The sequence below is a fragment of the Streptomyces sp. NPDC006207 genome (assembly GCF_040613835.1).
Taxonomy (GTDB): domain Bacteria; phylum Actinomycetota; class Actinomycetes; order Streptomycetales; family Streptomycetaceae; genus Actinacidiphila.
Map to the genome: position 1 here is coordinate 1 of NZ_JBEXSX010000119.1, position 13,286 is coordinate 13,286.

Consider the following 13,286-nt stretch of genomic DNA (forward strand, 5'->3'; position numbering starts at 1 on the left):
TGGTCGTGAACCCGTCTACCAGGAGCTTCTTCACGTCCAGACACCACCCCTCCAGCCCAACTACCCACGCACTCCATCAGGTTGGAAAAGGCTCACTGCCTTCAATCCTGGGGGACGCGACGCCACGACGCGGGCCAACCTCCGCGCGCACCACGCACTGCTGCACCGCATCGACGTCGCCGGGTTGCCCTGGTGGCCCGCCGTCGGCGGCGACCCTTCCGGCGCACACGCCGAACCCGGCGCGGCCGTGGTCGGCATGGACGACGCGCAGGCCCGCGCGATGGGCCACCGCTTCGGCCATGACGCCGTCTTCGCCTGGTCGCCCTCATCATGGCGGCTGCTCTCCTGCGCCGACCCGGAGTACGACACGACCGCCGCCGGCTGGCACGCAGCCCTCCTCCGGCCGCCCGCCCTGCCGGTGGCGCCGTCGCCCGTAGGCTCCGGGCCCTCCCGCCTCAGGTCTGACGACTGTATTCTGCATACCAAAACGCAGAGCTCGGAGGCGACATGGCAGACCTGGACCCCGAGGTAGTCCTGGGCATGATGGCCCAGGCGCCAGACGGCGTAGTGATCATCGACCGTGCAGGACTCATCCGCTACTGGAACCACGGGGCGGAACGCATCTTCGGGTTCCCGGCGGCCGAGGTCGCCGGCCGCAGTCTGGACGTGATCATCCCCGAGCGGCACCAGCAGCGTCACTGGGACGGTTTCGAGAAGTCCATGGCCAGCGGCACCACCAAGTACGGGGACGACGACCTCCTGACCGTCCCCGCGGTGGGCGCCGGCGGCCGGAAGCTGTCGATCGAGTTCAGCGTGGTGCTGCTGAACGGCGCGGACGGGCAACCGGGTTACGTCGGGGCCGTCATCCGGGACGTCACCGAGCGGCGCGCCAAGGAGAAGGAGCTGTACCGCCAAGTGGCGGCCGCCAAGGCGGACCAGACGTCGGCCACCTGACCTCCGCAGCCACGAACGCGAAGCCCCCGTACGGAAGATCGGACGCTGTCGGTCAATTTTCGGGGGTGTGCGTGATGTCGGCCTTCAGGACCCGGTCGGGGGTTCTGAAGCCGTCATCGTTCGGGATGGGTTGTGGATGGTGATGCAGCCGAGCGGACCGAGTGAGGTCCCGGTGGAGACGGTGCGGGTAACTCGGGCCGCGCTTCCGAAAGGGAATCTCGCGACCCGGGTCCAGGACGAGCTGGGACCGCTGCTTCATGACGGGAGCTCGCGGACCCGTTCCCGGCCCGTGGCAGGCCTACCTGGTCACCGAGGTGGCTGGCTCTCGCACTGGTGTTGCAGTTCGTGGACACGTGGGCCGGCGGCAACACGAGCACCCCGTACGCCTGGTCCATCGCCTAAGCCCAGGCAGCGGATTCGGCCCAGCCGGCGGTGGCGGTGGTCATCGAGACGCGGAGGCCCGGCCTACAGAGATCAGCCGGGGCGGCAGCGCGGCGCCGATCGCGAAGGCGGTGATGGAGGAGGCGCTGCGGTTGGAGGCAGAAGCGCGGGACGGCGAGGCGCGGAGGCGATCGCGATGCCCCGCCGCTCAACGAGCGCCGAATACGACGGAACGCCCGGCCGAGAGAACTCGGCCGGGCGTTCCGGACCCCATGTCAGGCGAGTTTGAAGTCGCTTCGAATGACGCCGTATTCGGTCGGCTCCACCCAGCACGTGTCCTGATCTGGCTTCCCGGCTTGAAGTTCCAGTAGGTCGTAGCGTTATTGACCAAAGAAACCTTGACCTCCTCGATGGCCTTGTTGGAGCCGTCGGCCATCAGCACCTTGGCGCCGGGCACGAAGCTGTCGCAGTCGGCCTTGCCCGAGCCGCCGCTGCCGCTCGTGCCACCGTTGCCGCGGGAGGAGCCGCCGGACTTGCCGCCGCCTCCGCCGCCGCCCTTGCCTGCACTGGGGTGCGAGGAGGACTTGGGTGCAGCCTTGGCCTGGGACTGCTTTTGGGCGGGGTTAATATTCCAGTGTGCTTTCGTGATCAGGGTGGTGTTGCCCTCCTGGAGGCCGAACGCCAGGTCGGATTCCCGCCAGCTTCCGGCACTGGTGGCAGCAATGCTCAACGTCATGAACCGACTTGAAGGAAACGTGGCCTTGATCACGGGCGGCAGCCGGGGCATCGGTGCCGCTGTGGCGTTGCGGCTGGCCGAAGAAGGCGCCGACGTCGTCCTGACCTATGAGAACAACGCGGAACGCGCCACCCAGGTGGTGGAGCAGATCAAGGCCAGAGGGCGCCGGGCACTGGCCATCCAAGCCGACAGCGCCATCCCTGAGGCACTCACCGCCGCGGTGGACGAGGCCGTCGCGATGTTCGGCAGACTCGACATCCTGGTCAACAACGCCGGCATCTTCCTCGTTGGCCCGCTCGAAGACCTGGGGTCGGCAGAGATCGATCGCACCCTGGCAGTGAACGTCCGGGCGCCGTTCGCAGCGTCCCAGGCGGCCGTGCGTCACATGGGCCAGGGCGGCCGCATCATCAGTATCGGCAGCAATGTCGCCGAGCGTGCGGTCTTCCCCGGACTGGCGCTGTACTCGATGAGCAAGACGGCTCTGGTCGGGATGACGAAGGGCCTGGCCCGAGAACTCGGTCCGCGTGGAGTCACCGTCAATCTGGTGCATCCCGGCCCCACCGACACGGATACCAACCCCGCTGACGGGCCGAACGCCGAGATGATCGCCGGCTTCACCGCTGTGGGCCGCTACGCGGAAGCGGCCGAGATCGCGGCCACCGTCGCCCACCTGGCAAGTGCGGACGGCGCGTACATCACCGGAGCCTCGATCCATGTCGACGGCGGCTTCACCGCCTGACACGCGAGCGCCTTCGCAACCACGCTGAGGGCCCAGCCCACAAGAGGGACGGCCACCGCGTGATCATCAGGGGTTGTGTGGACTCCTGAAGATCACGCGGTGGCTGCGAGCCATAGCGTTGACCCTGCCCGCTGGCAGGCGATGTTCGACCAGGTCATGGCCCGGATCGCGGGCAGGTTCGGGCGGATTGAGCCCCGGGCCGCAGCCCGCGCTTACCTGCGCGGGCTGTTGTCGAGCGTCGAACGGAAGAACTGCTGGCAGCTGGCCGAGCAGGCGGGCCTTGCGCGGCCAGGGCCGATGCAGCGCCTGCTGCGCTACGCCCGCTGGGACGCCGATGCGGTCCGCGACGACCTACGTGCCTATGCCGCCGAATACCTCGGCATCGACGCCGTCGCCGACCTGCGCGCTGACCTCGGGGACCTCGCCGAGGTCTGCCTGGACATCTCCCCCGCCTCCAAGTGGCACCTGAAAAGCCGCCGGCAGCAGGTCGTCCATGCCTCCCGGCAGCGCGCCCGGCAGGAAGCACGCCGCGAGGCGCAGTGGATGGCGCAGGACGCCGCGACGCTGGAGGACTCCTGGGGCTGGCAGCTCACGCAGCTGCTGACGCCGCCGGATCAGCGCACCAGCCGGCGTCGGCTGATGATGTCGCCGCGGCCGCCTCGCATCGACCGGGAGAAGGCCCTGGGCAAGCTGATGGAGGACACCGGCCTGGTCAGGGTGCAACTGCTCGTGCGGTGCGCATCGGACCAGATCGGCCGAGCCGAGCGCCGACTTCGGCACATCGAAGCCGCGCTGGACGTCTACGCCGCCCGCACCCGGCTGTCGTCGGTCGGCTGGTCCTGGGGGCCGCTGCGGTTCGGGCCGGACCGGTGGCCGTGGCGGCCGCGGTTCGATGAGCGGTGGGCCAGCGGCCGCATCCACCCGCGCCGGGACTCCTGGGCACGGATCGAGGAAGTCGCCGGGCTGCTCAAGCCCCCCACGATGCACGCACGGCTGCCCCTGCTCGCAGGCGACATCCCCAGCTACGAACCGAAGAAGGACCTGCTGCCGCAGGGCTGGTACCGCAGCGCCGACGGCACCGAACGGCTGCTCGCCACCCGGGAAGCCGACACCCTCTTCGAGGTGCAGGTCGGCAAGGCCGGCTGGGGCAAGACCACCCGCGCCCTGGTGCAGGCTGTCGCGGTCGCCCACAACCGGGGCGGGCTCGCGTTCATCGACCCGCACCGCGACTTCCTGGGCGACCGTCGCCCCGTACCTCGCCCACGGCACCATCATGCACCGGGCGTGGCTGTTCGATCTCACCGTCCGCAAGCCCACCGACCGCCTGGCGTGCTGGAACCCGCTCAGCATGACCTCGGGTGCCGCGCCGCACGAGGTGACGGCCGCGGTCGTCGACGCCTTCGCCACCTCGCTCGGGTGGGCGGACGCCAACGCGCCCCGGGCCATCACGATCCTGACCAAGGCCGTGGAGGCGCTGGTCGCCGTCAACGTGCAGGCGGTGGCGGCCGGGAAGGCGGACTGCCAGGCCACCATCTTCCAACTCCGGGCCCTGCTCACCGACAAGATGTTCCGGGCCTTTGCGGTCAACCGGCTCGACAAGGAGGCACAGCGGTGGTGGGCCACCTCGTTCCCGGCGATCCCCGCCGATGCCCTGCCCACCGTCCTCAACCCGATCGACCGGCTCGCCGCGTCCCCGGTCATCAAGGCCTTCCTCGGCTCCCCGACCGGCAGCTACGACATGCGGCACGCCATGGACCGCTCGAAAGTCGTGTGGATCTGCCCGGCCGGCACCGGCCCCACCGGCCGCCTGCTCACCTCCATGATCGTCCGCGACATGCTCCGGGCCGGGTTGTCCCGCCGCGACGTCCCGGAGCGGGACCGCAAGGCGTTCCGGCTGTACCTGGACGAGCTGATCTCCCTGGACGGGGCCGCCTCGAGTTCGCTGGCTGAGATCACCGAGCAACTGCGGAAGTTCGGGGTGCGGATGCACGGGATGACGCAGCTGCTGCACCGCATCAGCCCGGATGTGCGGACAGCGCTGCTGCAGAACGCGTCGTCGCTGTCGACCACCGCCGGATCGGTCGAGGCCGTCCGCTACATCACCGATGAGTGGGGTGAGCAGGTCACTCCTGGTGATGCTGCCGAGCTCGGCCGCTACCAGCACTTCGCGTCCTTCACCGTCGGCGGCAAGCGCGTCGGGCCGTTGCGGATCCGCGGACCGGAGCTCAACGACGTGTTCCGGGACCTGCACCGGCCCGGCAAGCACGGCTCACTGCTCAATGCCGCCCACAAGAACACCGGGGCCAAGCCACTCTCGGAACTCACCGCCGTGGCCTCCACCCACGAAATCTCCCTCCTGGACTTCCTCACCGGCCAGGCGACCACCAGCGGCGCCGACCAGCCGTCGACCACAGCCACGACCAAGCCTCAGCAGCCGTCACAGCCCGCCGCTGATGTCACCGAAGAGGAGAGGCAGTACCGATGAACCTCACCGAAGACACCGCCCAGGACATGCTCACCGACCCGGACCGTGAAGCGGGGACGCAGCCTGCCACCGACGACTCTGCAGCACACCGAGCCCTGGCCCTACTCGCCCAGCACCGCCTGGCCACCACCCCCCACCTGCAGCAACTGGTCGCCCCCGACGCCACCCGGCAGTTCACCAGCCGCGCCCTCAACATGCTCCGCGAAGCCGAACTGGTCTCCTACGCGATGGTCGGCAGCCGCATGCGGGTCTGGTTCCTGACCGCTCAAGGCGCCCGGACCGTCGCCGGATGGCCAGAGCTGCGCGGACAGCCCGCCCTCGCCCCGAGCAGCCCAGTGGAAGCCTCGCTGCGCGCTTCCCACACCCTCACCGTGCTCCGTACGCATCTGGCGTTCCTCACCGATGCACGCACTCGCGGGGACGAGTACGGGCCGCTGGACTGGGTGCCCGAGGTCGCTCACCGGCTGCCGGACACCGGCGGTGAGGACCGCCTGATCGCCGACGCGGTCCTGCACTACACCGCCACCAGACCGCAGCGCCTGCAGTACCGGGCCTTCGTCGAGGTCGACCGCGCCACCATGAGCAGCGAGCGCCTGGCGCGGAAGCTGATCTCGTACGCGCGGTTCCACGAGTACGTGCCGCAGCCGCCCGGGCGGCGGGGCACCGTCGCAGACCAGGACGCGATGCTGGCCTGGCAGCGCTTCTACCCGAGGTTTCCCCGCGTGCTGTTCGTCCTCACCGGTGCCGGGCCGGATGCGCTGCAACGGCGCATCGGTGACCTGCGGGCCATGGTCGCGGGGCACCCGCTGGTGACCCAGCTCGCCGGGCACGTCCCACTGGGTGCGGCGGTGCTGGAGGACCTCGAACAGTTCGGGGCGTCCGGCCCGGTCTGGACGCCGCTGGCGGGCGACCGTGCGCGGCGTTCCTGGATGGATCTGTAGGCTCTGATGAAGAAGCTGCGCAGCCGGCCGCCGCGCTTCGTGGCGCTGGCCAACAGGGCCGTCGACGATGTGCGGCTGAGCGTCTTGGACGTCGGGCTACTCGCCGTGGCGCTACGCTGCCCGGACGGCGCGGACTTCACCGTCGCCTCGCTGGCAGGTAAGCGCCGACCTGGACGTGAGGCGTTGACCAAGGCGATGCGGAACCTGGTGGCCTGCGGCTACATCGTCAAGCTGAAGATCCAGGCGGCCAGCGGAACGTGGCGCACCGAGTTCTCCGTGGCTGATCTGCCCTTCACCCGCGATGACGTCGATGGGCTGCTCGCCGAAGCGCCGGATGCGCGGGCGGTGCGGGTGGAGCCCGACTGGCTCGACCCTCGCAGTACCACGGCGCAGTCGCCGGGTGATCAAGGAGAGGACAGGTCGGCCGCTGCAGGCCGAAGCCGGGTGACGGGATCCCGTCACCCGGTGGTGACCAGCCAAAACGACGAAGATCCCCAGCTGGGACCAAGTGACGGGTTTCCGACATTCCGCGAGCCGCCCTCCTGCTGACCATCGCGGTCGCCGCCGCCCGGAAGTTCAGCCTGGAGACTCTCGCGGGTCACATGGTTCTCGGAGGCGGCTTTCATCTCACTGCTGGAACTGCTGGTTAAGGTTGGTTAGGGCATCGCGCAGTCCGGCGCGTGAGGTCACGTTCAGCTTGGGGAACGCATTACGTAGGTGCGCGGCGACGGTGCGCGGGGAAAGGAAGAGCTGGGCAGCAATCTGTTTGTTGGTGAGACCAGTGGCGGCCAGCTGTGCAATCTGCTGTTCCTGGGGGGTCAGGGTGGGGTTACGCCCTTCCTTTTCGGTGACGAGGCCGGTGGGGATCCCGCCGGCGCGCAGTTCGTTGGCCGCTCGTGCTCGCCACGGTGTGGCTCCGAGTCGCTCGAAGGTGCGAAGCGCAGCGTCGAGGTGTGCGCGGGCGGCAACGTTCGCCTGTGACCTGCGGAGCCGTTCGCCGTAAGCCAGCTGGATCCTGGCCAGGTCGAAGGGCCAGCGTTCCGCGTCAGGAGTAGCGATGGCGTTCTCGAAAAGGTCGCGGTCGACGAAGTGGGGGTTGGCCATGGCTGTTGCTGCGGCAGTGACCATCGCGAGGCGTGGCGAGATGATGGGGACTCCAGCGTCACGGACGGACGCAAGGTATGCGGCTGCTTCTTCGTGCTGACCGGTGCGGGTCGCGGCTTCGGCAACGTCCCAGATCAGCCACAAAGCGTGAGGGATGTGTGGGGCAAGTCGGCCCGCCGGGCTGACCGATGCCAGGTGCTTGTAAGCGCTGTCAAAGTCGCAGCGGCCCAGAGCTGACAGAGCGTTGATGTGCGAGGCATAGATGCGCAATGCGCCCAGGCCTCGAGGGTTGCCCCAAGCGGCAAGGCGACCCGCGATATTCCTGGCCTCGTCGTCGTCACCTTGTGCGGCCGCCAGCAGGCCGCTGATGAAGTGTCCCGGCCAGGCAGTCAGGCGATAATTGTGTGTCCCGCACCAGCCCAGGGCCTCGTCGGTGAGATCGGCAACCTCGTCCCACTGGCCGGTGGCGTAGGCGTCGTTAGCCAGGAGAAATGCAGCCTCGATGGCAGAGGCTATAGCCCCGCCGCTGCGGCCGTCGTCGATGACGCGTCGCAGCGCGCCTCGACAACCGGGTAGGCGGTCGACGTAGGCAGCGCAGACCGCCGTGCCGATGATGCGGGTGGGATCAGTCTCCTGGTGGAGTGCGGCGATGAGTTCGTCGAGACGGCTGAGTGCCGGCAGTGCCGCGTAGGCTGGGTCACCGAGGGTGCCGCGGAGGATGGGCAGCAGAGGATCTGGGGTGTGCGGGAGGTGTCGCGCGAGGGCGATGTCGAAGGAGTGCCACAGTTCCGGCCGTCCGCTGAAGAAGCACACCATAAGGAGGGTGTGAAGTGCCTCGCGAAGCATGACGTTGTCTCCCCCGTGCCGGAGGGCGTGGTTATCCATCGCCTTGACCAGGAGCCGGTGAGCGGTGTCCGCGTCGCCATCACCGTTGAGGAGCTGGCTCGCTGCCGCTGTAGCGGCAGCGAGTGATGCAGCTCCCAGTGGGTCCGCCGCTACGACATGCTCAAGAAGTGCCCGTACGTTGCGCAGGTCCCCGGTGACATTGGCGCCCAGGCAAGCAGCCTCGGCAAGTCTCTGTCCCCTGGCCGTGCCGGTGTTGCTGAGTTCCGAGGCTCGCAGCAGGGCGGTGATGGCACCAACGGCATCGCCGCGGCGGAGCGTGCTGTAGGCAGCATCGTGCAGGAGGGCTGCCACTTGATCGTCCGGCCCGACAGCCGCATCGGCCAAGTGCCACGCACGACGTTCGGAACCTTCCGGGAGTTGCCCGGCCAGCGCCCAATGCGCCCGGCGGCGTTCGGCACTGGTCGAAAGTTCCATGACAGCGGAGCGGGTCAATGGGTGTCGGAAGGCCAAGCGGCCATGCTGGGCATCAACCTGCACCAGTCCGGCTCGCTCCGCGGGGCACAGGCCCGTCAAAGCGTCTGGTCCGCCTAGGACCTGTTGCAGAATGTGTAGGTCACCCGATCCGTCCAGCACGGCCAGCAAAAGCAGTTCCCGTGTGGCATCGGGCAGAGCGCCGACGCGTTCGGCGAAAATCACCCTAAGGCGCTCAGTGAGGGGCAGTACGGGTGGAAGTGCCCGTTGCTCGGTCTGTTGCGCGTGGTTGAGCCTGACCGGCAGCTCCAGCAATGCCAGGGGATTCCCGTGGGCTTCCGCGAGGAGCCGCCGGCGAACCCGAGGTGCCATGGCCGGGAAGTGCTCGGCCACCAGTTCCATCGCCGACCGCTCGTCCAGGGGTTGGACTTCGTGCACGGCTGTTGCGTTTCTGGGAAGGAAGGACTCTTCCCTGCCTCGGGATGCGGCTAGAAGGGCGATAGACCCGGTGCTGATGTATCGGGCGACCGTCCCCAGGACCACGACGCTGGGCCTATCCAGCCATACCGCATCATCGATGATCAGAGCTAGAGGGCCGCTCTTGGCGCTGATCCGGGTCAACAGGGCGTGTACCGCGTTCGCGACTGCCACCAGCTCGATCGGGCTGCCTTCGGCCAGGCCCAGGATCGTCTGCAGCGCGTACGCTTGCTGACGGGGCAGGGAGCGGATCTCGCCTGACAGGGGTTGCAAAACCTGGTTCAGCCCCGCGAAGGCGACGCTACGATCGAATTGCGATCCGGCAACGCGCAGCACCCGAATGCCTCGCTCCGCCCCTCGCTGCGCCGCAGCATCGAGCAGGGCGCTCTTGCCCACTCCGGCAGCCCCGGTCAGCATCAGCGCGGCACCTCGCACGGCGGCCTGGGTGAAGAGCGCATCGATCCGGGCCAGTTCCTCGGCTCGCCCGATCAGGCGGTCAGCCTCGGCGCCTGGCCCGTTCGCCACGACGGCGGATTCTCGGCGTGAGTCAGCTTCGGAGGCGCTGTCTGTCGCATTGCGGCGGACATGGTGCACTTGGGGAGTGGAGGTCCGGCGGGGTTCTTCGTTGCTTCTCACTGTGCTCCCGAGGGCGCAGGACGTGGTCTGTCCGCAGGGATTGCGGCGGGTCTGGAGGGCTTCTTTCATCGGCCTAATTGACTCGCTGTGGCCGAGCACCCCACGCCAATCACTCTCGGTCACCACATTCGCGCTGTCTTTCGCCTCGCCGCAGAGCCCTTGCTCTCAGGCGCATCGTTCGCGCGGCTGTCCCGCCAAGGTGAGCAGAGACGCCATCGGTGAAGGCCCCGCAGGGGCATGGTGCGCAGTAGAGGGATGCCACGAAGTCCTCCCCACATGTTTGGGCTGGTTCAACCACACGATGGGGAGCGCGACAATAAGTTCGCCGCCGCCAGAGTGACCTGCGTCACACGTCGACGTCCAGGAAGGGCCTGGCAGGGTGAAACAAGCGCAAGCTCTGGATTCGCCCCTGCCGCTCAGACAGGATCCAGGCGACGGACGGCGGGCAACGCTCCGGATTATGCGGTGAGTTGAGCAGGTCCATTTCCCAGATGGTGAGGCCCGCACTGGCTGTCGTGTGCCTCAGCCTCTGGCGTACGCCGGCCTCCAGATCGGCGTCCATGGCATGCAGCAACAAGTCCCGGCCTCCACGCTGGCCCCCAGCGATCAGCTCGACTTCGGGCGACCACCGGTCCGCGACCACGGACGCGAACGCGCCGCGCTCGGCGGCCTTCAACGTCTCCAGGCCCTCCATCGAACGCTCTTGTACCAGTGCCGTTGCGTCGGCGTGCGGTCTGTCCTCCAGGGCGGCGAGATGCCGCGTGAGCTGCGCACGGGCAGCGTTCAGGCGGCTGCGAATGGTCCCAACCGGCACCTCGCACACTGCGGCAATCTCGGCATAGGAACGCACACTGCTGAAGTGACGGAGCATGAGCGGTAGGCGCAGGGTCTGGGGGAGCTGCTCGATGGCGCTCCAAACCCAGTCGCGCATGGCGTGCTCATTAATGACGTTCTCGGGGGACCCGGAGTACTCCACCGGTACTGGCTCGCTGAGCGTCTCCCCTTTCATGGCCCGAAGGTGCATGCGGCACCCGTTACGCACGATCATCTTTAGCCATGGGCCGACGGCCGACGGATCCCGTACGTCGACGATGTGCCGCAGGGCGGCCAAGGCAGCGTCCTGCAGGACATCGTCGACGTCGGCCACAGGCCCCAGAATGCTCAGTGCAACGGCTCGCATGCCCACCTGGTGACGAGTAAGAAGCGCGGCCAGAGCGGCGGCGTCTCCCTGCTGGGCTCGGCGGGTCAGCTCCGCATCCAGTACTGCTTCACCAGGCACAGCACGCTTCCCCTTTGTAATTGCGACCCAGCAGGAGGTCGCACATAACAACACATAAACCATGTTCCCGCTTCGAGGCAAGGAGGGAACCTGCCTGAGGCCGGAGCACACACCAGACGATGGGTGCGTGCTCTGTCCTCAGACGGATCAAGATTCGGTGAACTGGAAGACCTCGTACTCCGCAACCTTCTCGAAGCCCATCCGCCGGTACACCGGGGCGCCCATGGAACTGGCCTGCAGTGTCCCTATCCGCAACCCCCGCTCCCGTCCGGCTCCCAGCGCGGCTTGGGTGACCGCAGCACCGATGCCCTGTCGGCGGTGCGCCGGCGCAGTACTCACGACATACACCCCCGCCACTCCCTGTCTATCGAGCATGAGGGCCGTGGCGACAGGCTCGCCCTCAACCCGACCGGTGACGCGCACGACGTGAGATCCGTCCGTTCTGCTCTCCTCGGCAGCACGTATCACGTCGGCAAGCGCCTCGGGTGGGACACCAATGGAGGGGGCATAGGCCCGCACCCATTCCCGCACTCCGTCACAGTCATCGGTCGCTTCTATCTCAAGCGCGTCAGGACGCTGCACTGAAGCAACCTTGTCCAGGTGCACCGCCATGATCGGCAGTGTCCCCACTTTCACCGCTCCGCGGCGGACAAGGCCGTCACCGACACCGGGACCGCTGTCCCGGCCCACCCACCAACTCCATGGCACACCGACAAACTGATCGAGGGCGTGATCGACTGCCTGGTCGGGTGGCTCGCAATCGGCAAGGCACAGCACGCCATTGAGCTGGGCATTGAGCAGTCCGCTCCGGTAGTACACCAGCCCACTGTCCGATCTGCCCGAAATCCCCCATTGCAGCCAGCAGTCCCTGCAATTGGCGAGCTGTGGCTGAATATCCGAGATCTCATCTGCAGTCACAGCAGGCAATATAACCAAGATGCGGATGCATACAAACGCGCCGCGGCACCGGCAAAACGATTTCGAGCCTTTCCCCATTTCAGAAAGGAAGGCTCCCGATGGGCAAACTGCCAGGTCAGCCCGAGGCACAGCATAGCCCGAGGTTACCGCTCCGCCGCTACTGCCACTCCGGGCACCGCGCGCCAGGGATTTAAGATCTAGGTCATCTGACCGATGCCGCACGCAAGGGAAATCTGTATTTTGAGCGCACTGAAGAACACGGGAATCTCCTAACGCCCAAAATGGTGGATTCGTTGATGGATCCGGTTGGCAGGGCGTTCACGAGCGCCTTGGCGGCAACGCTGCGGGTCGTGGCGGAGCAGGACGGGCCGGTGGCCCTGGTGGGGCACTCCTATGGCGGTGTGGTGATCACCGAGGCTGGTCTGGACCCCAAGGTGGCCGCGCTCGTCTACATCGCGGCTTTCGCTCCGGACAAGGGCGAGTCGGTCAACACGCTGATCGCCGACCCGCCGCCCGGCGCTCCCGTCCCGCCGATCCTTCCCCCCAGGGACGGCTATCTCTTCCTCGACCGTGAGCAGTTCCACGCTTCCTTCGCCGCCGACCTGCCTGATTCTCTGGGCCGGTTCATGGCCGACTCGCAGCTGCCGTGGGGGCTTGAAGCCCTCCGTCTACGTCTCGCAGCCCGGTACGAGGGCCCCGCCAGCCATGCAGTGGCCGGCTCCATGCCCAGTCCAGATCTCACCGGCCCGGCTCGAGGACGCGACCAGGTCCCCGCACCTGCTCCGGGGACCTGGCCTGGCACGGAAGGGTTATCCGGATGGCATCCGCACCTCGGCCTATGCGGCCGATAGTGAGACTACCGACGCCCATGCCAGGAGTCCCAGAGGGGCCTGCCAACAGGTCGTAACGGCCAGCAACACGGGCGGGTTGTGTCCAAGGACGTGGTGTACGGGTACAGCCTGATCCGGGATGGGATACCTCTCTGATCGCCCCCACTTGGCACAGAGAGGTGCCGCTCAATCTTGCTTACAGGCACGCACTCCCGCAACGGCCGGATGAGCCAGTTCCTCTGCGGGCGGCCGCGGAGAATCCGTGGTGCACGGGCCAGACTGGGACGCAGATCTCACTCGGCGGCCGAGCCTTTGGAAGCCGCCTGAGCGAACTGGCTCGTCAGGCCTTGAGCCACAGACGGATCGAGGCAACGGTGCCGGTACCGTTGAAAACTGAGCTTGCTCCGCTTTGACGGACACGTTCGGTGTGTTGATCAAGCTGCGAGGGCGGCCTCGAACTCGGCGGGACTGCGGTAGCCGAGGCTGCTG

At 67.6% G+C, this 13,286-nt stretch carries 12 protein-coding genes and 1 pseudogene; 8 read left to right on the plus strand and 5 right to left on the minus strand.

Annotated elements, in window-relative coordinates; translation table 11 throughout:
* Together ABZ312_RS44195 and ABZ312_RS44200 are read left to right on the plus strand one after the other, a co-directional pair.
* Window positions 1–532: DUF3293 domain-containing protein (locus ABZ312_RS44195; protein ID WP_500440131.1), on the plus strand; the 532-nt coding region annotated here is incomplete at its 5' end.
* Window positions 508–954, plus strand: a complete 447-nt coding sequence (locus ABZ312_RS44200; protein ID WP_500440132.1) for a PAS domain S-box protein — start codon at window positions 508–510, stop codon at window positions 952–954. The genes ABZ312_RS44195 and ABZ312_RS44200, both read left to right, overlap by 25 nt.
* 589 nt (window positions 955–1,543) lie before the next feature.
* Here the strand turns inward: ABZ312_RS44200 and ABZ312_RS44205 are convergent.
* On the minus strand, window positions 1,544–2,071 hold the full coding sequence (locus ABZ312_RS44205) for a hypothetical protein (RefSeq protein WP_500440133.1): 528 nt from the start codon (window positions 2,069–2,071) through the stop codon (window positions 1,544–1,546).
* On the opposite strand from ABZ312_RS44205, the gene ABZ312_RS44210 reads away from it, so the two are divergent.
* On the plus strand, window positions 2,070–2,810 hold the full coding sequence (locus tag ABZ312_RS44210; RefSeq protein ID WP_500440134.1) for an SDR family NAD(P)-dependent oxidoreductase: 741 nt from the start codon (window positions 2,070–2,072) through the stop codon (window positions 2,808–2,810). The genes ABZ312_RS44205 and ABZ312_RS44210 overlap by 2 nt on opposite strands.
* Before the next feature lie 156 nt (window positions 2,811–2,966).
* A pseudogene (locus tag ABZ312_RS44215) lies at window positions 2,967–3,191 on the plus strand (transposase); the annotation flags it as partial.
* Here the strand turns inward: ABZ312_RS44215 and ABZ312_RS44220 are convergent.
* Window positions 3,162–4,085 (minus strand): hypothetical protein, encoded by a 924-nt coding sequence (locus ABZ312_RS44220; protein WP_500440141.1) that lies wholly within the window; start codon window positions 4,083–4,085, stop codon window positions 3,162–3,164. The pseudogene ABZ312_RS44215 and the gene ABZ312_RS44220 overlap by 30 nt on opposite strands.
* Between ABZ312_RS44220 and ABZ312_RS44225 the strand changes: the two genes are divergently transcribed.
* The 3 genes from ABZ312_RS44225 to ABZ312_RS44235 are packed head-to-tail and all read left to right on the plus strand — an operon-like array spanning window position 4,084 to window position 6,785.
* Window positions 4,084–5,295 carry a type IV secretory system conjugative DNA transfer family protein gene (locus ABZ312_RS44225; RefSeq protein ID WP_500440142.1) on the plus strand — a complete coding sequence of 404 codons (1,212 nt, stop codon included), beginning with the start codon at window positions 4,084–4,086 and terminating at the stop codon, window positions 5,293–5,295. The genes ABZ312_RS44220 and ABZ312_RS44225 overlap by 2 nt on opposite strands.
* Window positions 5,292–6,236: a replication-relaxation family protein gene (locus tag ABZ312_RS44230; protein WP_500440135.1), complete on the plus strand. Its 945-nt coding sequence runs from the start codon at window positions 5,292–5,294 to the stop codon at window positions 6,234–6,236. The genes ABZ312_RS44225 and ABZ312_RS44230 overlap by 4 nt, the downstream gene beginning before the upstream one ends.
* A 6-nt stretch (window positions 6,237–6,242) precedes the next feature.
* Window positions 6,243–6,785, plus strand: a complete 543-nt coding sequence (locus ABZ312_RS44235) for a hypothetical protein (RefSeq protein ID WP_500440136.1) — start codon at window positions 6,243–6,245, stop codon at window positions 6,783–6,785.
* 78 nt (window positions 6,786–6,863) lie between these two features.
* On the opposite strand, the gene ABZ312_RS44240 is transcribed toward ABZ312_RS44235, so the two are convergent.
* The 3 genes from ABZ312_RS44240 to ABZ312_RS44250 all read right to left on the minus strand — a co-directional run bounded on the left by ABZ312_RS44240 (window position 6,864) and on the right by ABZ312_RS44250 (window position 11,967).
* Window positions 6,864–9,659, minus strand: coding sequence for an ATP-binding protein (locus ABZ312_RS44240; RefSeq protein ID WP_500440137.1), 2,796 nt, complete (start codon window positions 9,657–9,659; stop codon window positions 6,864–6,866).
* Window positions 9,660–10,116: 457 nt separating this feature from the next.
* Window positions 10,117–11,049 (minus strand): RNA polymerase sigma factor, encoded by a 933-nt coding sequence (locus tag ABZ312_RS44245; protein WP_500440138.1) that lies wholly within the window; start codon window positions 11,047–11,049, stop codon window positions 10,117–10,119.
* A gap of 147 nt (window positions 11,050–11,196) precedes the next feature.
* A complete protein-coding gene (locus ABZ312_RS44250; RefSeq protein WP_500440139.1) occupies window positions 11,197–11,967 on the minus strand; it encodes a GNAT family N-acetyltransferase in 771 nt (256 codons plus the stop codon).
* 350 nt (window positions 11,968–12,317) lie between these two features.
* Between ABZ312_RS44250 and ABZ312_RS44255 the strand changes: the two genes are divergently transcribed.
* Window positions 12,318–12,818 carry an alpha/beta fold hydrolase gene (locus tag ABZ312_RS44255; RefSeq protein WP_500440140.1) on the plus strand — a complete coding sequence of 167 codons (501 nt, stop codon included), beginning with the start codon at window positions 12,318–12,320 and terminating at the stop codon, window positions 12,816–12,818.
* The last annotated feature ends 468 nt before the right edge of the window (window positions 12,819–13,286 follow it).